Below are 17151 nucleotides of genomic sequence, written 5' to 3'. Positions count from 1 at the left end.
AAAACAAAAATGGCCGTAAATTACGGCCATTTTTATCTTTAAGGTAAAACTTACAGACTTCCCCGAGGGGTACTAACGCTAGAATTTTTCATCTCATTGCCATTCTGATCTTCAACCGTACCGCCAGTCTGGCTGGCGTCGCTTAAACTTTGACTAGTAATTTTAACGTCCGAACCGCCGGTGATGGTAATAGTCAACACTTTGCCAGTTGAATTTAACGCCAACTTGGAAGTGAACGTTCCTGGAGCTAAAACAGATCCGACGTCAAAAATGGCAATGTTCTGAATAATCACCGCGCCGGCTGAAAAAACACTCACACCACCGGTTAACGAGTACGGAACCCCCGTTACCGAATCCCCCTCTTCCAAGCTGCTGTTGATTGATTCCGGGTCAATGGCTTCACTAAACGTGATTTCGATTTTATCACCAATATCAATATACCCAGCATCACCGCCGTTAGTTGCCTGAATAGTCGTGATCGAAGGGTTGCCGCCGTCGTTACTGCCGTCATCAAGGCTGCCACCAAACGTTCCAGACGGATCATTGATGGTGGCATCACTATTCATCTCATTATCATCCTGATCCCTTAACGTACCACCGGTCTGGCTAGCATCCGAAAAGTCTTCATCGTTAATTTCCAGATCATTGCCGCTGGTTAAAGTAATAGTCAAAATCTTACCGGTTGAATTCAGGGCTAATTTAACCGTATAGGTTTCCGAATTTTCTACACCGCCGATATCAAAGGCAGCAATGTTATTGATAGTCACCTGCCCTGAAGAAGACACTCGAACCCCACCAGTTTCCGAGTATGATACTCCAGTCACTGTCTGGCCGGCTTCAAGATCATCATTGATTGATTCCGGGTCAATCGCCTCATTGAAAGTAATAGCAATCGCGTCCCCGACATCAACATATCCGTTATCGCCGCCATTAGTAACGGACATCGCCGTAATGTATGGATCGCTGCTGTCGTCGTTGCCGTCATCAAAACTGCCGCCAAACGTTCCGGTCGGGTCTGAGATACTGGTGTCACTTTCCATTACATTACCGTCTTCATCCTTAATTGTCCCGCCGGTTTGTTTAGCATCGTCAAAATCTTCGTCAGTAATTTCAACGTCCGAACCGCCGGTCAAAGTAATGGTTAACACTTTGCTAGTTGCGCTCAACGCCAGTTTAGCCGTAAATGTTTTTGAGTAAGCAACTGAACCGACATTAAATGTGGCAATATCACTGATAATCAATTCACCGGCTGAAGACACTCGCACGCCGCCGGTTTCTGAATACAATACATTAGTTACCGTCCCACCGGCTGACAAATCGTCATTGATTGATTCCGGATCAACGGCTTCGTTAAACGTAATTTCAATAGTATCACCAACGTCAATATATCCTTCCTCGCCACCGTCGGCCACTTCAATCGCCGTGATGTATGGATCGCTGTCATCATTATTAGCATTGCCGCCAAAGCTACCTGTCGGTTCACCAATACTGGAATCACTTGCCATTTTATTACCGTCCTGATCCTTGATAATGTCACCAATCTGGCTTGCCTCGCTAAAATTCTCGTCAGTAATTTCTAAGTCCGACCCGCTAGTTAAAGTGATAGTCAATACTTTGCCGGTTGAATTTAACGCCAGTTTAACCGTAAAGGTTTCCGAGCTATCAACTGCACCCATGTCAAACGAAGCGATGTTAGTGATGGTGACTTTCCCCGAAGAAGACACCCGCACGCCGCCGGTATTAACATAGGAAACGTTAGTGATATAGTCACCGACTTCCAAATCGTTATCAATTGACTCTGGATCAATGGCTTCACTAAACGTAATTTCGATCTTGTCGCCAGTATCAATATACCCGTCTTCCCCGCCATCGGCTACAGTGATGCCGGTAATATACGGACTTTCAGTTTCCACACCGCCAAACGTTCCGGTCGGGTCAGAAATACTAGAGTCACTTTTCATCTTACTGCCGGTTTGATCCTTGACGGTGCCGCCGGTTTGGCTAGCATCCGAAAAATCTTCTTTGATTATTTCAATATCAGAACCAGCAGTTAAAGTGATACTTAACACTTTACCGCTCGCACTTAAAGCCAGCTTAGTAACAAAATTTTCTGAGTAGTCAACCGACCCCATATCAAAGGCTGCGATATTCGTAACCGTCACCACTCCCGATGACGCCACCTTCACGCCGCCGGTTTCTGAATACGAAACATCGGTGACATAATCATTGCCCGCTTCCAGATTGGCGTTGATTGAATCAGGGTCAATTGTTTCGTTAAAGGTGATTTTAATAGTGTCGCCAGTATCAATATAGCCTTCTTCGCCGCCATTTGACACCTGAATTGCTGTGATATACGGTTCACCATTTACACTGCTGGGCGTGTCGTTAGCTGTATCGTCAGTCGTATCATCAGTTGTGTCGTCGTTGGTTATATTCGCACACTCACGAGCTTTTGAAGAACTAATCAGTCGGCATTTGACGGTTCGGGCACGCTTGGCATTACCCAGCGCTAAACCGTGGTTTGCTTCAATCGTATCAACTCCGGAAACCTCATCATCGGCGTTAAAATCAGACGTACTATCAATTGACTCTCCAATTTTATAGTTCACAAAAAATGAATCCGGAACATCGTCTATTAAGAGATTCCAGTTATCGCCATACAGATACTTTGCTATTTCTTCAGTTTCCACCCAGCGCAATACGCCGTTTTTAGTAACAGCATAAATTCGAGGATCTGTTTGAATCTTCACCAGTAGCACTCCCGGGCGATACAACACATTACCGCCAAGTGGCATTGAAGACATTTCCTCATATGTTAAAGTCACCACATCACGAAAGTCCGGAAACCATGATTTGAATATCTTTTCATTCGGAAAAACATATCGTTTGCCGTCGGAAGCAACATAATATAAAGAGCTTGAACCGCTCATTTTAACAATTTGACCGTTGTGGCTAGCCGCCTGGACCGGCATAGTAAACGAAAGACACGCCGACACAATAAAGGCGGCGACCAAAAAAGAGGTGGTAAATCTTTTTGTCATATTTTTTTAGTGAATAATAAACAAAAGTTAATATATAACACACCTAAATTATACCAAAATCCGACTTAGTCAACAAGAAATTCTGCCGACTTGGCCTAAATTTTCAAAAAATAAAAATTCTCTCACCCACCATATAATACCTAAAAACACCAAAAAAGTTACAAAAATACCTTGAATACCTAAAAACCGGGCAACAGACCCGGAGTTTTAGGCTTAAAATCAACTGACGGTAATGGTGTTTACTGATCAAAAAAATCGTTTTTCAAATAAGTTGTCAGATCGGCGGCTTTACTTTTTGCTAACGAAGCTAACTTATTTAAAGTCTTATTAACCTCATCTTTAATATATTTGACATTATTGTATTCAGACGGGTAACCGACCAGCTCCATAAAACCAAGGCCGGTTACTTTTTGGCCGGCACACTCACCGCTCACCCGCAGCGGACCTTCCCAATAATTAATCGAGCCAAACAGCATTTCCTGGTTATCAATTTTTGCCTGAAGTGCCAAATTGATTTTTGCCTTTGGAATTTCTATCGTCCAGTCCAAAGGGTAGACTGCCTTACTCTTAGGGCTCGTCCATACCCTGTCGCCGGGGATTATTTTAATTTTTTCATAATGTTCTTGCCGGCCGTCGGGGTAAGAGATATCTGCTAAATAATTTTTGACTTTACCGGCGTCGTACATATAACAAACAATTTCCGTGTCGTTATCTAGCTGAATTGAAAACCAATCCCAGCGGTCCTTGGTATATTGTGTATTCGCCCATTGATGATCCATCCACGACTTACCCGTGACATCAATCCAGACATCATTAATCTTTATCCGGCCTTTTGTTTTCAAATTGGTCAATGAGTAGTAATAGGTGGTTTTTGACTGCAAATCAAGAAATCCGGTGCCACCTTCAAGCAACGGAGCCTTAACCGATGTTAACAATAAATCCAAGTCTTCATTTTTTACGCGATAGGTTGATTCGCCGGTTTTTTCAATCAGACAATTATCATAACTTTTTTTAATTTCCGGATTAACGTATTCCACATAAAGCAGCGGCTTAGTGAAGCTGAGTTTAGAAACAATTGAAAACGGCGTAATACGATGATAAAAATACCGGGCGGCCAAATCAGTGACAAGCGAATGGGAAAAATAAGATATCTTTAACGGCACCTTGCTCAAAAAAGGTATCTTAACTTTTTTGACGTCGACCTTAAAAAGACAATTCATAAACGAATACTCCTTGCCGCTATGGTCCGTTAAGTGCCCGTTAAAATACCACCACTCAACGATGAAATCATGAGATGATTCATCTTCAGGAAATTGTATTGGTTTATACTCTGCTGTCATATTTTTAAAGCCTAATGATTGAAACTTACTGCTGCCAAATTATCTTATCCCCTCCTCAATAATAATTTCTTCTGACACCTTTTCTACCAGCCGGTCCTCGGTGGTAAGTTTCTTCTTCTTCCAATCCCCTTTAGCATACCAAGCAACAGTAATAAAAGCGATTAAAACGTTAGAAACTGGAAATGACCACCATAATCCACTAACACCAAGGCTGGTGTGTTTAGAAAACAAATACGCAGCCGGAAATTGAAGCACCCACTGCGAAACCAATGAAATAATCATAGTCGCCAACATGTTTCCTGACGCTCGAAATACTCCCATGAGCGCCAAATGTACTCCCATAAACCCAAAACTTAGCGCCATAATGCGGACAAAAGCTGTCCCGGTTTGAATAACCATTTCATCGCCGGGGACAAAAAAAGTAATCAGTTGTCTGGCAAAAATAAAAGCCACCAGCCCAATTATAGTGAGACTCGCAAAAGCAAAGACGCTTCCGAAGCGCGCAATATCCGAAGCGCGCCTGATGTTGCCGGCGCCAATATTTTGTCCAACCAAAACCGAAATTGCCATCGACAGGCCCATACCAGGAATAATAACCAGCTGAAGAATATTCGCACCAACGCCGTACGCCGCCATCGTCAGGGTGCCAAAGCTGGCAATCAAAAAGGTCATCACCATCAGGCCCAACGCTCGCGCCGACTGTTCAATGGAAGATGGAAATCCAAGAAAAAAAGCTTTTTTAATAAATTTGTAGTCTGGTTTAAAATCAGACAGTTTCAAGTGAATACCATATTTCCCCGTCAGTAGCAGCATAAACCCCACTGCCGCCGCCAGCGCCTGCGTTCCAAATGTCGCCATTGCCGCCCCCATCACCCCATATCCTGGGACACTGCCCCAACCAAAAATAAATAAAGGATCAAGGACGAAATTAAGCAATACCGTTGCTAATACAATATACATTGGCATAGTGACTTCGCCGATACCCCGCATGACTGATTGGAACATCGCGAAACCAAAAATAAAAACAATACCCAAAAACGACACCCGCATAAAGCCCAGGGCGCTGACAAACACCACCGGTTCTACATTCATCAACCGTAAAATCCCCGGTGCAATCAAATACCCAATCACCCCAAGCACCACCGAACTAAACGCAACCATCAGTAATGTCTGAGCCGCAACATGGTTTACCATTTTATGATTTTGTGCGCCAAAATACTGCGCCACCAATGTTGAGCCGGCAATAGCAAAACCGGCACCCAAAGAGATTAGCAAAAACACCACTGGAAAACTAACAGATACCGCCGCGACAGCCGCACCACCTAGTCGACCAACCCAAAAGGCGTCTGTCAACTGATACGCTGTCTGCAAAATATTTGCTAAAACAATCGGGATTGCCAAAGTAATTAATGACTGAAAAATTGGACCTTCAAGTGATTTTGAGGCTTTTGATTTCATAGTGTTAATAATTTTGTCCGGTTAGTTTGCGATGCAACGCAACATATTTAAGCAGTTCGTCATCGGTAAAAATATCAAAAAGTTTTGCAATTTCCTTTAGCCGTCTATTCTTTAGTGCATTAAAAGTTTTTCGAGCCCGGGACGAGAGTTCCAACATCGAAGCCCGGCCGTCGTCCGGATGGATCCGACGAACCACATACCCTTTTTTCTCAAGAATATTAACCAGTTGCGTCACCGCACTACTACTGATACCTAAAACCGTTCGAAGATCACGGATGGTTGGCTTACTGTGTTTGGCAATAAATGTTAACACCAACCACTGCGATTGAGTAATTGGGCAAGAGTTTGGTTCGATTAAAAATGAAGCATGCAGCTGCTGATACAAGCCCTTAAACCCGGCGACAATATCTTCAATATGTTTTTCTCTTTTTGATTGATTCATATATATGTAAGTATCTTACATATATATGAAAATAAAGTCAAATCTGACCAAGTGTATTTAATCGGCTTCCAACCTAAGCTGGCCATTTGCTGCCTTAAACGGATGTAAAGTATACTCAACTCCTGCCTTAGAAATATTCAACGAAACTGCCAAGCCCTCTTGGGTAAAATCCGAAAAATACTGATCAAAAATAAAATTACCCAAAGAATAAAAAATGGGCTTACTTTTGTATACTTCAACTTCTTGGACCACGTGCGGATGATGGCCGATAATCACGTCCGCGCCGCTGTCAATTAGCTCATGCGCCATTTGCCGCTGAAGCTTATTAGCGGCGGTATCATATTCCTCACCCCAATGAATGTTCACGATAATCCAATCCGTTTCCGCCGTAGCTGAACTGATTGCCTCTCGCACTTTTTCTGAATCAATTTTTCCTGCCGCCATATTCAGTCCAACCAAACCTATCTTTTTATGTTTAACCGGTATGACAGTTAAGCTGCAGGCCGAAATTGTTGCATCGGGACAACCTGAAAAATTAATCCCGAGCGCCGCTAAGTTTTTTTTAGTTTCCGCTATCCCCCGCTGCCCCTGGTCATTAAAATGGTTGTTAGCAAGATTAAAAAAATTAAACCCATATTCGGACAAACGGGCAACAACGGCCGGATCAAACGCAAAATCAAATTCCTTGGCCGGTTCATAGTGCTGCCCGCCGTCAGTGACCGCACCTTCAAGATTGGCGCCAACCAAATCATAATCGGCAAAAAAGTTATTGCTGACCAAGTCATCAAGAATATACTCAAATCCCTTCTGTTCAATCAGTGTTTTTACACCCCGATCAAGCATAATATCGCCCACAAACAATAAATTAATGTCTTGCCAAACAACGTACCCCGTCACGTAACTTGTCGTACTAGTCAGATCTGCTCGCCCGGACAACAACGCCGAATTAGAATTGTCTAGAAGCTCAAAACCGGCGCCGTTCAGCTGACTGAATTTAAGTAGCGTATAAATTGACGGCGGCGAATCAACATCTATATCGTAGATGCTGGAAAAATCAAAATTAGTAATCGCGGCAATTGACCTAACGTCATCGCGCTGGGCCTCCTGACTGGTTTTATAGTGAGAAAAATCAGCACTAACTAAAACCAAAATCTTTTTATCCTGAGAAATTTTAAATAACGTTTCCGCTAATTCCACTGCCTGCTGTTGATTAACCCCTGGTTTCAAAATCAACGGTGTGAATTTAGCTTGTGGAAAAGTCTTTTTGATAAAAGCTACTTCGCTACTTATTGCATGTTCACCCTGCACCACACTCTCCTCAACACCAACGTCCAGGCCGGAGACAAACAATAAATCATGCAACGTATCGTCATCATGCTCCAGGATGCCGTATGGCGTCTGCCAATCATACGCCGAAGTAATAATATCTGACTGGCCGGATAAAAAATGATTTGGACCAAGCAAAATGATTGAATCATAATTTTGACCTTCTAGATTATGGAAAAAATCAGCAATCAGGTCAGCGGCAAGCAAGTGGTGTGGAATAATCCCCGCCACGACGCGTTTACCGGACAGATCAATATTTTTGTCGGCAAAGTGATATGCCGTTTCAAAAAAATCTTTATCATCAGGATTGGCCGAATGCAATTTCGGTTGAATATCGCTGACGCTTGATGCTGACGGCCTGGTCAAAACTAAAAAAATAGCAAACAGGCCTGTTAACGACAGGCCTGCAATTATGGTAATAACTAACCTCTTGTGACTTTTAATCATGCTATTTTATTAACTGGGTTGACCAGGCGTCAGCCGCAGGTAACACACCATTATCTTCATAAACAGTGGCCTGCCAATCTTCATCGGATAATCGTTCACCAAACTTATCACTGAATTCATAATGGTTAAACACCACGCCGCGCGTCAACCGAGTGCCGTTGGCATCTTTGACAGCAATATACGCAATATACGGTTTACCGGTTGCTTCATACAATATCTGACCTTTAATGCCGTCCGTATGAATATCGGCAATAATGCCAGCGCGCTTTTCTCGTTTGGTCAGTTCTTGCCCAGGAATCGGCTCAACAATCCGGCCTAAAGTAAAACTAATAGTCCGAAGCTTCTCAAAATCTTCATCACTAATCTTTTCGTTCTTTAGTTCTTGCTCGGCCAACTGGCGGAAAAATTTACTGGTATCAATAAACAACTCATATTTGGTTTCGTAGTCGCCCGGAAAGACGCCGCGGCTCTCAAGTCCAGTTTTGGTGATTTCGGCCAAATCAATAATCTTGTTCCAAAATTCCAAATCCGGCTCCACGTAACCTTTTACTACCGGCGGCAATTGCGGGTTTTCACCTGGCCCGCCGCCGAGTTCAGCGTATGATTGTTTGGCATATAGCAGCGTATCGTGTTTAAGCTCGGTGAACGAACCCAAGGCCGTACCCAGATTCTTTTTTTGCCAGGCGTCTGTCTGCATAAAAGACGGATACCCCTCACCATACTTTTTCAACAAAGCCTTAAAAGCATCCAGCCAGCGCCAGTAAATATTTTTTGACCAAATAACTGCATCGTACCCGGCAAACTCCGCTTTCAAGCTACCTAACACTTTCGCAATCACCTTGTCAGACTGCCGGCCCTGCTGCTTGATTCGCACCGGATCATTAATCCACTGATCAAGATAGGCTTTCACCACCTCGTTATCAGGCGCCAATAAATGCATTGACATTAAAGCAGTCGGCATTGAGGGCAACATCTGACCGGTTTCTGGTTCGGGCAGCCCTTCCCCTTGCGTCAAATTATTAATAATATACGCGTCGGGCGTAAACCGCTGGCCCATAAAGCGAAACTGCTTAGTGCTGGCTAATAGCTCATCTCGCTGCCCGCCATTATCAAATACCCACAATAATTCAGAAACAATTTTCGGGGTCGGCAAATCCTTTTTAGCTTTAGCAATAAAATTATCCAATTGCTGTTCATCAGCAAAACTCTCGGACGTAACTTCGGCGCCATATACGTCGTTAATCACGCCGGTGTAGTGATAGGCGGTCAAGTCGTCAACCTCACCGACAAAAAAATCAATAACCGTCGCCATATCAGACCACAATTTTGACAAATCCTGATCGTTAACTTTCAGATTGTTAATTTGAGCCGTAATCAATAGCGCATCACGGGTCAGGGCCGGACTGTTCAACGGAAAGCCCATGCGGCCGTACCACATCATCGCCACAAAATAACTTTTTAAGACATCATTTTTAGTGTAGTGAGATCGCGGTTTAAATTGAGAATAGTCGTTTTCAAATTCTACCCGCAATGGCGTAAACAGCGGCGACGGCGCTTTGCCTTCGGCCTTTTGAATCAATGCCAATTCCGCGCTGGCTAAATCATAAATCTCATCACTTAAAACTTGGCCGTCATAAATCTTGTCGGCCAATGAAAATGTTAAATCGGCGGCGCTATTTTCTATTTTTTTTGCTTTCACCGCATCAAGATACTGGGCAAAAGTATCAAAATCTTTCGGATCAACATCCACCTGTGCTGACACGCTACCGGCATCAAGCGCCACTAGCGGAATTAAATAATAAACGGCTAGCCGCTTATACGAGTCTTTTAAGGCCGGGGCTGTAGCGGTATTATATTTTTCAAGAGAATCAGCAAACAAAGATTTGGTCATTGCCCGCAGCATTGGCTGAAACTTGGTTTCTTCAATACTTTGGAAACTGCGATCAATTAAAATATGGTAAAGATGCAATGCCAGGTCGCTAGTGATAAACACCGCATCGTCGCCCTGACGGTAATACTGATTGCTTGAACCGTCAAATTGGTCATACATGTCAACAAAATCGTCACGAATGGGTTCTTCGCCCACTAAATCATTGCTGGCTAAAAAGAAGCCGCTATCTTCCAAAGCCGCTTTTTGATCATCAGAAAGCACCACATTACTGTCGGCGGTAAAGCTACCAATATTTTCAATTTGCGCCACTGAAACCTTAGCAAACGGCACGGCCGGTTTGACCATAACGTTCTCCTGTCCGGATTGAGCAAATACCGGCTGAACCAAACCAAAATTCCAGCGCGTGGCATGCACCTGCTGATTTGTATTATTGACCGCCTGATCTGTTTTATTGGTGTTAATTAAAAAAGTATACATAACGCCAGCAACGGCCAAAATAGCTATAATAACAGCCGGCAAAATAAACTTGTAGATATTTTTACCGGCCCGGTTAGGAGTTAGTTGCGGCGAACTATCGTTTTGTTCAGGGTTCATATTTTTATAGAGTTAATTGATTTCATTATAGCAAAAAAATAAATAAAAGACATTTTCAGATAGTGCTGACCAAATGTCTTAAAAAAACAGCTGATTAAACTTCCAAACTCAAAACGATTCTATCCACTACGGCGTCCAGATCAAAAGATTCCCGTTCATTTTGGCACTCAGTTTGCGCTGGCTCGTCGTAGTTGGTGCATTGCGGATATCGCAAAACAAAACTGACCGTAACCAACCGCTCATGCCAAACCGTTGAATAGGCGTATTTAGTATAAACCGACCCGGCCGCGCCTTCGCTTGCGGCGTGGACACAGTAAACCCTGTCGTCAACCTGCCGGCGGATTATCCGAGCAGACAAACTTTTTTCCGGCGCGGTCTCCTGGCAATTTAATTCCTGAATGCTGGCATCCGTCATCACAACCGGCGGCCATTCAACAATAAAGACATATTGAGCTAACAATCGTTTGGGATATTTAAATTTAATGCCTTGATTATCATCAATAACAGTTTGCCACAAATCATCATCTGCCTGCTGCTTGCTTGACTCTTGTTCCTCCAGCTCAAAACCGACAGCGCTCGAACTAATTTTGGCCGACCAATCACCAGCCGGGTTAAAAAATATGCCAAGCTTCATGTCCGACATACCGCGCAAAAATCCTAGCGGAATTCTAAATAAAGTAAAAGATTCAACTTCTGCGCTCAAAGGCGTAGCGGAAACGATACGGCTTTCACCTAGCCATAAGGCTAGACGCTCAAACGGATTGTCGTAATGAGTGCTAACTGCCTGCATGACGTTTTTCCTGAAACTTTCGTCAACCGAAACTGTATCAAAAACAGTCAATTTGGTAATTGCCAGACCTGTTACCAAAACAATAATTACTATTGTAATAAAAATTAAAACGATTCTTATCTTTTTAGTCATATAAGCTGTATTAACTATTTAAATTTTGTTTTAAATATTTTAAATTTCACCGGATGAATTTTTTCTGATTAAAATAGCCATCCTCATATGCCTTTTCTTGGCAGTACACTATACCAAGTAACTTTATTTTTTTAGCTTCATATTCTACGCTACCTCAAACCGTGGTCGGAGATACTCTGAGAGATATGGTAACTGGGTTTGGTAGTCAGCAACTCCGCCTCCGTCAAGGCTTCGGCAGAGAAGCGTAATCGCTGGCGTATTCACTTAATACCATTTTAGTATAGCAAGCCTAATGCAATTTTTAAATCAAATAAAAAGAAATCGACCCGCAACAGAGTTAACCGTGCGGGTCGACGAATTCAAGTCCAAGGACTAAGTTCTCAGACCAAGAGTCCAAGTGCTTAAGTCCGTAAGGACTCAGTTACTTGCGGGAACCGCGACCTGGCCGTCGCCGCCGAACGGCAACCGCAGCCGGGGCGGGGGTGCCGAAGCGGTCGCAATCAAGCTGACGGTAGATCCAGCTCCACTTGTCGTTGAGACAGAAGAGGCAACGGACAAGCAGCCGGTCGCGCGAGTTTCGGTAAATCGTTCCCCAGAAGACGATGACTTTGCCCTTCCATTCATCGGGGATAAGGTTGGGGTGGGCCAGGTAGAAGTCCAGTAGGTTGGCGTTGTAGACCGGTTGGCCTTTGAGCTTCTCGCGAAGCTTATTGGCGATGATCACGCCGCCTTCCTTCTGCTCTTCATCGAGATGTAGCCCGACTTTAACCTGGTCAAACTCGAACTGACCGCCCTTAATGTGCTCTTCGACTTTCCAGTCACGGTAAACCATCGGGTCAGCGTCCAGATCAACGATGTACTTGGTGATGGTCACTTCGCCGAGTCCTCGCAGAACCGGCAAAATGCGGGTGAACATGTCACCCTCGGAAAGTCTTTTGAGATCGGTGTTGGTAGCACCGGCGCGCACGGCGGCGAGTTTGATCTCGTTGGCTTGTCCGACATCGAGCATGAGCTCCGTGCCCATGATAGATCTCCTGTGCAACTGTGTTCTTGTGAACTGCGTTGCCATTTTGGGATTGTGCTAGCGGACTACGGAATTGTAGTCATAGCCAGAAACCACACACAGGATCATTTTAAACTCGATTTTAGATCTGATAATTGGGTGACTTTTGGCTATGACTACATGTCTTTTGCAAGTAAATATATAGCTAAAAAGAGCGAATAATAAACTATACCATAAATGGTTAATTATGTCAAGCAAACCACTGAACACGTTTCAATTCTTGGTAAAGAAGAACAAAAGGTTTAAAGTAAAAAAGTTTATATTAAAACGTATACTAAATATCTTCTACAGAATGGCAGTATTTCCGATAAAAAAGATTTACTGATAAATTTGAAAAGTAAATTAATACTAACCGACAAAAAGCTTAAACTAGTAAAGTAAGTTAATACAAAAACACGGAAGCTAATCCGTATTTTTGTTTGTTTAAATATTTCAGTAACCACGTGGGTCGCCTGAAACTTTATATTCATGGCAGGGGTGGTAGGAATCGAACCCACGCTAACGGTTTTGGAGACCGCTGTACTACCACTATACGACACCCCCATATACTACTATTAAATTACTTTAGCCCAAGCCTCTTTATCAAAGAATTATAAACTGAACCACTAGTTTTCAGTCCTCGCTCTCTTTTTAAGGCTAAATATTTATCAGCAAACGCCTCATAATAAAATAACATTGGACTTTTACCTTTAGTGGTTTTAACGTTTCCTGATGTATGCTCTTTCAAGCGCTTCCATAAATCCGACGTATAACCAATGTAAAAATTTTTATCTTTTACACCATCAATTTTTAACAGATACACATACCACATAGATTTTGGAGACACCCCCTTGGCAAATAAGCCCCGGGAAGGATTCGGGACTTATTTGGTTTCTTTGTGCATGGTGTGTTTTTTGCAGTGCTTGCAGTGTTTCTTCATTTCCATTCTGTCTTTTAGAGTTTTTTTATTTTTTCGAGAAAAATAATTCACTCTCTTGCACACGGTACACTCCATTTTGATCAGATTATCCTGTGACATAGCAGTTATTAAATTATTAGTTTTTAAATTATTTAATCCAATGGAGCCAGCGGAGGGATTCGAACCCACGACCAACAGTTTACAAAACTGCTGCTCTACCAGCTGAGCTACGCTGGCTTGCTGGGTAATTACTTAAAGATACTATTAGTGGTGGGCCGGGAGGGATTCGAACCCCCGTAGGCTATTGCCAGCAGATTTACAGTCTGCCCTCGTTGACCGCTTGAGTACCGACCCAATTTTTTAAATGGAGCCGAGGCCGGGATTCGAACCCGGGACCCCTTCCTTACCATGGAAGTGCTCTACCAACTGAGCTACCTCGGCACATTACCCCTGTTTCATTCTACCCCGCATTTTCCTCGGGTTCAGTATTTTGCGTTTCCGGCAAATTGTTAATTTCTTCCTTGATTTCCGGCAATTTTGCATTTTCCGGATCAGCCTGCTCTAAACTAGAAAAGACCTCAAGGGCCAATTTTTTATTCTTTAATATTATACTGATTTTCATCAATAAGTCAAGAAATCTCGGATTGTTTGGCTCCAGCTCAACCGCCTTCTGATAATTAGTCAGCGCGTAACTATATCGGTGTTCAAGCTCGTACACATATCCCAGATCACCATAGCAGTTTGCCAAGCGGCGGCGCAGGAGGCTGCCTTCGTCAGCGGCTTTTTGCTGGTTAAATAATTTTAACAGATACTTGGCAGTCTCCCGCGCTTTCTTGTACTCGCGGCTTTTAATATAGATTTCAACCAGTAGTTCATAGGCTTCCAAATTTTGATTATCAAGTTCAATCGCTTCAATGCCGATTTCTTCAGCTTTCTCCAACTCCCCTTCTTTAAGAAGACGAGACGCCTCCGCAAGTTTATCTTGAGTTTCCTGATGTAAATCAATTTTTTTCAGCGGCTGTTTGCTAGAAACTGTTTTCTTTTCCAATTCCAGAATTTTTTGATACATTTTGGCCGAACCTTCTTTAACTTTTTCACCAACCGGTTTTAACAAAACGCCGACATTCTTTTTTAGGTTAAGCGAACTGCGGACCAGTCGTTCGGCCATAATGCGATTACGAACTCTAGTTTCTTTTTCCTGAGCGATTGTCTCAACATCAATCATTGCCAAATCGGGCAATTTTTTAAAAACCATAAAAATAATCGCCCCAAGGCTAACAACAATGATAATGGCGGGAATGATATAAATAATCATACTTGTTTTAAAAACTAATAAATCGGCGTCACGCGAGCCGAATTACTGGCTTAAATGTATCAAACGTTTTTGATAATTGATTTAAATGCCTCAACCTGAAGACTGGCGCCGCCGACCAGCACGCCGTCAATATTTTCCAGTTCCGTAAAGTAAGAAATATTTTCGCCGTCAACACTGCCGCCATAGATAACTGAAAAATTGTTATTAATGCTGGGCGCAGGGAAAATATCAAATAAACTCTGCCGGATAACCTGGTGCGACGCTGCCGCTTCTTGCGGATCAATCGCCTGTCCTGAACCAATAACCCACACCGGTTCATACGCGATAATCACACGCTGGTCGGGTCCGACTTCAAGCCCTTCCAAGGCTTTAGTCGTCTGCTCAATAATCACATAATCTTTGGCGCCGTTTTGCCGCTGTTCAAATGTTTCGCCAACACACAATACAGGAATTAAATTTGCTGCCAACGCCATTTTGATTTTTTTATGAACCATCTCATTAGTCTCGGCCAAATACTGCCGGCGCTCTGAGTGCCCAATAATAACAAACTCACAGCCCGCTTCCCGTAAATAATTTGCGGAAACTTCGCCGGTATACGCTCCGGACGCTTCCCAAAAACAGTCTTGCGCGCCGAGCTTTACCACGCTGCCCGAAAGCACCTTTGCCACTTCAGTCAAGCTGACAAACGACGGGCAAACCGCCACCTCAACATTGTTTGCGGAAATATTTTTTAAGCCCTTGGCCAGGTCCACGCTCTGCGGTACGCCAAGTTTCATTTTCCAGTTTGCAATGACAATTTTTTTTGACTGTCCCATAGTTTTCATCTATGAAAAACGCAAAAATACGGCCTCGGCCGATTTGAATTATCCATTAAAAGTCGCGCTAATATTATACAATTTAACTAAGAAAAATTCAAGACTGATTTAACGGCCACTGATAGTTGTTTAGCACCCAATCAACCAGCCCCTTAGCCTCCTGCCAACGATCATCAATCGTTTGCGCTCCCAATAATGCCACCAGCAATTCGACGCTGTCAGCAGTTTTAATTTTCATCACCAAACAGTAGCCGGCTTCATCCAAATAGCCGGTTTTGGCACCAACAATATCAAAGCTATCGCGATTCAAAAAACTGCTCAATAACTGATTAGTGCTTTTAGCCGCGCTGGGCCGGTTGTTGTTTATAACAGTAAACTCATACCGCTGAGCGGTTAATGCCTCAGTAATCGTCGGATTGTTAAACGCTGCGTTTGCGAGTTTTAATAGGTCGGCGGCCGTTGACGTATTGCGCGGATCAATGCCGCTTGGTTCAACAAAATAGCTATTAATCATCCCCAACTCCGCAGCCTTGCTGTTCATGGCAGCGGCAAAGTCAGTAAGTTCCAAACTGTCAGCCAACGCCAGAGCTGCTTCGTTGGCCGAACCAACCAGCATAATAGCAAACAAGTCTTTGGTGGTTACTTGCTCGCCGGGCAAAAGGTACACCTGCCCACCCTCGCGCTGATCCTTGGTCTTTACTTCAACAACCTTATTCCAATCCGGCTGGTGGTCAACCACCACCAAGGCCGTCAACAATTTGGTAATGCTGGCAATCGGCGTTATTGCAGCAGAATTTTTATCGTATAATGCCGCACCCGATTTCGAGTCGATGACTAAAATACTTTTAGCAGTGGTTTTTAAACCAAAGCTGTTATTCGCTAGCCGCACCGGAGCGTCAAGGACCGCTGAGTGATTGCTCACATATGAATAGTCAATTGCGTGACTGGTAAAAAAGTCAAAGCCCGCTGGAAAAAGCAGGCTTGTTAAAACAATACTGGCAATCAGGTTGATCATACGCTATTTTCTGACGGCTGAACTTCAGCCTGCTCAATAATTTTTTGCAAATTTTCATCTGAATTGAGCTTGTCGTAATCAGGCAGCTGTGATTGCTGATTAACTCCCAAAAATTTCAAAAAATCAAAGGTGATATTGTAGACACTTTGCATCTTTTTTTTGTCGTCCCGGCTTTCAACCAGGCCGCGCATTAAAAGATTGCGTAAAATCACCGCACAGTTAACCCCTCTGATTTGCTCAATTTCCGAGCGGCTGATCGGCCCGCGATATGCGACGATTGTCAGGGTTTCTAAAGCAGCTCGGCTCAATTCTCCGGTCGTTTCCTCTTTAATATATTCTTTGACCATTTTAGCATTGTCACCGGCCGTGGCCATTTGCACCTTATCATCAATTTTTTGAATCATCACGCCGCCGGCCCGATTAGCATACTCGGCCAATAGTTCATCCACGGCCAGTTTTACCTGGTCTTTATCGGCCTTGGTAATGTCGGCAAGTTTCTTCAAACTAAACGGCGTATTGGAGATGAAAAGCAAACTTTCAATTTTTGATTTTAGACTGGACATATGTTTAGACTATAGCAAATA

The 17151-nt window shown here is 43.4% G+C and carries 14 protein-coding genes and 4 tRNA genes; all 18 read right to left on the bottom strand.

The window, feature by feature from the left end:
• Positions 1-50: 50 nt before the first annotated feature.
• Positions 51-3041: a hypothetical protein gene (locus HUU49_00365; GenBank protein NUM25058.1), complete on the bottom strand. Its 2991-nt coding sequence runs from the start codon at positions 3039-3041 to the stop codon at positions 51-53.
• 239 nt (positions 3042-3280) lie between these two features.
• Entirely contained in the window at positions 3281-4381 is a 1101-nt protein-coding gene (locus tag HUU49_00360; protein ID NUM25057.1) for a hypothetical protein, read from the bottom strand.
• Positions 4382-4420: 39 nt separating this feature from the next.
• A complete protein-coding gene (locus HUU49_00355; protein NUM25056.1) occupies positions 4421-5839 on the bottom strand; it encodes an MATE family efflux transporter in 1419 nt (472 codons plus the stop codon).
• A 4-nt stretch (positions 5840-5843) separates the two neighbouring features.
• Positions 5844-6281: a MarR family transcriptional regulator gene (locus tag HUU49_00350; protein NUM25055.1), complete on the bottom strand. Its 438-nt coding sequence runs from the start codon at positions 6279-6281 to the stop codon at positions 5844-5846.
• A gap of 57 nt (positions 6282-6338) precedes the next feature.
• A complete protein-coding gene (amrB, locus tag HUU49_00345; protein NUM25054.1) occupies positions 6339-8054 on the bottom strand; it encodes an AmmeMemoRadiSam system protein B in 1716 nt (571 codons plus the stop codon).
• 1 nt (position 8055) lies between these two features.
• On the bottom strand, positions 8056-10539 hold the full coding sequence (locus HUU49_00340) for a DUF3160 domain-containing protein (GenBank protein ID NUM25053.1): 2484 nt from the start codon (positions 10537-10539) through the stop codon (positions 8056-8058).
• Positions 10540-10633: 94 nt separating this feature from the next.
• Positions 10634-11461, bottom strand: coding sequence for a hypothetical protein (locus HUU49_00335; protein ID NUM25052.1), 828 nt, complete (start codon positions 11459-11461; stop codon positions 10634-10636).
• 421 nt (positions 11462-11882) lie between these two features.
• Complete coding sequence (locus HUU49_00330) at positions 11883-12485, bottom strand: hypothetical protein (protein NUM25051.1); 603 nt, start codon at positions 12483-12485, stop codon at positions 11883-11885.
• A gap of 508 nt (positions 12486-12993) precedes the next feature.
• Positions 12994-13067: transfer RNA gene (locus HUU49_00325), tRNA-Trp, on the bottom strand.
• A 16-nt stretch (positions 13068-13083) separates the two neighbouring features.
• On the bottom strand, positions 13084-13335 hold the full coding sequence (locus HUU49_00320; GenBank protein NUM25050.1) for a GIY-YIG nuclease family protein: 252 nt from the start codon (positions 13333-13335) through the stop codon (positions 13084-13086).
• Positions 13336-13386: 51 nt separating this feature from the next.
• Positions 13387-13542: a 50S ribosomal protein L33 gene (gene rpmG, locus HUU49_00315; GenBank protein NUM25049.1), complete on the bottom strand. Its 156-nt coding sequence runs from the start codon at positions 13540-13542 to the stop codon at positions 13387-13389.
• A gap of 41 nt (positions 13543-13583) precedes the next feature.
• Positions 13584-13659, bottom strand: a tRNA-Thr gene (locus HUU49_00310).
• Positions 13660-13690: 31 nt separating this feature from the next.
• Positions 13691-13776: transfer RNA gene (locus HUU49_00305), tRNA-Tyr, on the bottom strand.
• 11 nt (positions 13777-13787) lie between these two features.
• Positions 13788-13863 (bottom strand) — tRNA-Thr (locus tag HUU49_00300).
• Positions 13864-13882: 19 nt separating this feature from the next.
• Positions 13883-14737 carry a hypothetical protein gene (locus tag HUU49_00295; protein NUM25048.1) on the bottom strand — a complete coding sequence of 285 codons (855 nt, stop codon included), beginning with the start codon at positions 14735-14737 and terminating at the stop codon, positions 13883-13885.
• 59 nt (positions 14738-14796) lie between these two features.
• A complete protein-coding gene (locus HUU49_00290) occupies positions 14797-15552 on the bottom strand; it encodes a triose-phosphate isomerase (GenBank protein NUM25047.1) in 756 nt (251 codons plus the stop codon).
• Between the two features lie 97 nt (positions 15553-15649).
• On the bottom strand, positions 15650-16567 hold the full coding sequence (locus HUU49_00285) for a D-alanyl-D-alanine carboxypeptidase (protein NUM25046.1): 918 nt from the start codon (positions 16565-16567) through the stop codon (positions 15650-15652).
• Positions 16564-17130, bottom strand: coding sequence for an SMC-Scp complex subunit ScpB (gene scpB, locus HUU49_00280; GenBank protein NUM25045.1), 567 nt, complete (start codon positions 17128-17130; stop codon positions 16564-16566). Before scpB ends, HUU49_00285 begins: the two co-directional genes overlap by 4 nt.
• Positions 17131-17151 lie beyond the last annotated feature (21 nt).

It is taken from the genome of Candidatus Buchananbacteria bacterium, assembly GCA_013359225.1.
Classification (GTDB): Bacteria; Patescibacteriota; Patescibacteriia; order Buchananbacterales; family UBA6539; genus JABWCG01.
Note: the sequence above shows the minus strand (reverse complement) of the source record. Positions and strands in the feature narration are given on the sequence as shown.

Coding starts and splice junctions, on each gene's coding strand:
- HUU49_00365 (NUM25058.1), bottom strand. CDS start 3,041: ATGACAAAAAGATTTACCACCTCTTTTTTGGTCGCCGCCTTTATTGTG.
- HUU49_00360 (NUM25057.1), bottom strand. CDS start 4,381: ATGACAGCAGAGTATAAACCAATACAATTTCCTGAAGATGAATCATCT.
- HUU49_00355 (NUM25056.1), bottom strand. CDS start 5,839: ATGAAATCAAAAGCCTCAAAATCACTTGAAGGTCCAATTTTTCAGTCA.
- HUU49_00350 (NUM25055.1), bottom strand. CDS start 6,281: ATGAATCAATCAAAAAGAGAAAAACATATTGAAGATATTGTCGCCGGG.
- amrB (NUM25054.1), bottom strand. CDS start 8,054: ATGATTAAAAGTCACAAGAGGTTAGTTATTACCATAATTGCAGGCCTG.
- HUU49_00340 (NUM25053.1), bottom strand. CDS start 10,539: ATGAACCCTGAACAAAACGATAGTTCGCCGCAACTAACTCCTAACCGG.
- HUU49_00335 (NUM25052.1), bottom strand. CDS start 11,461: ATGACTAAAAAGATAAGAATCGTTTTAATTTTTATTACAATAGTAATT.
- HUU49_00330 (NUM25051.1), bottom strand. CDS start 12,485: ATGGGCACGGAGCTCATGCTCGATGTCGGACAAGCCAACGAGATCAAA.
- HUU49_00320 (NUM25050.1), bottom strand. CDS start 13,335: ATGTGGTATGTGTATCTGTTAAAAATTGATGGTGTAAAAGATAAAAAT.
- rpmG (NUM25049.1), bottom strand. CDS start 13,542: ATGTCACAGGATAATCTGATCAAAATGGAGTGTACCGTGTGCAAGAGA.
- HUU49_00295 (NUM25048.1), bottom strand. CDS start 14,737: ATGATTATTTATATCATTCCCGCCATTATCATTGTTGTTAGCCTTGGG.
- HUU49_00290 (NUM25047.1), bottom strand. CDS start 15,552: ATGGGACAGTCAAAAAAAATTGTCATTGCAAACTGGAAAATGAAACTT.
- HUU49_00285 (NUM25046.1), bottom strand. CDS start 16,567: ATGATCAACCTGATTGCCAGTATTGTTTTAACAAGCCTGCTTTTTCCA.
- scpB (NUM25045.1), bottom strand. CDS start 17,130: ATGTCCAGTCTAAAATCAAAAATTGAAAGTTTGCTTTTCATCTCCAAT.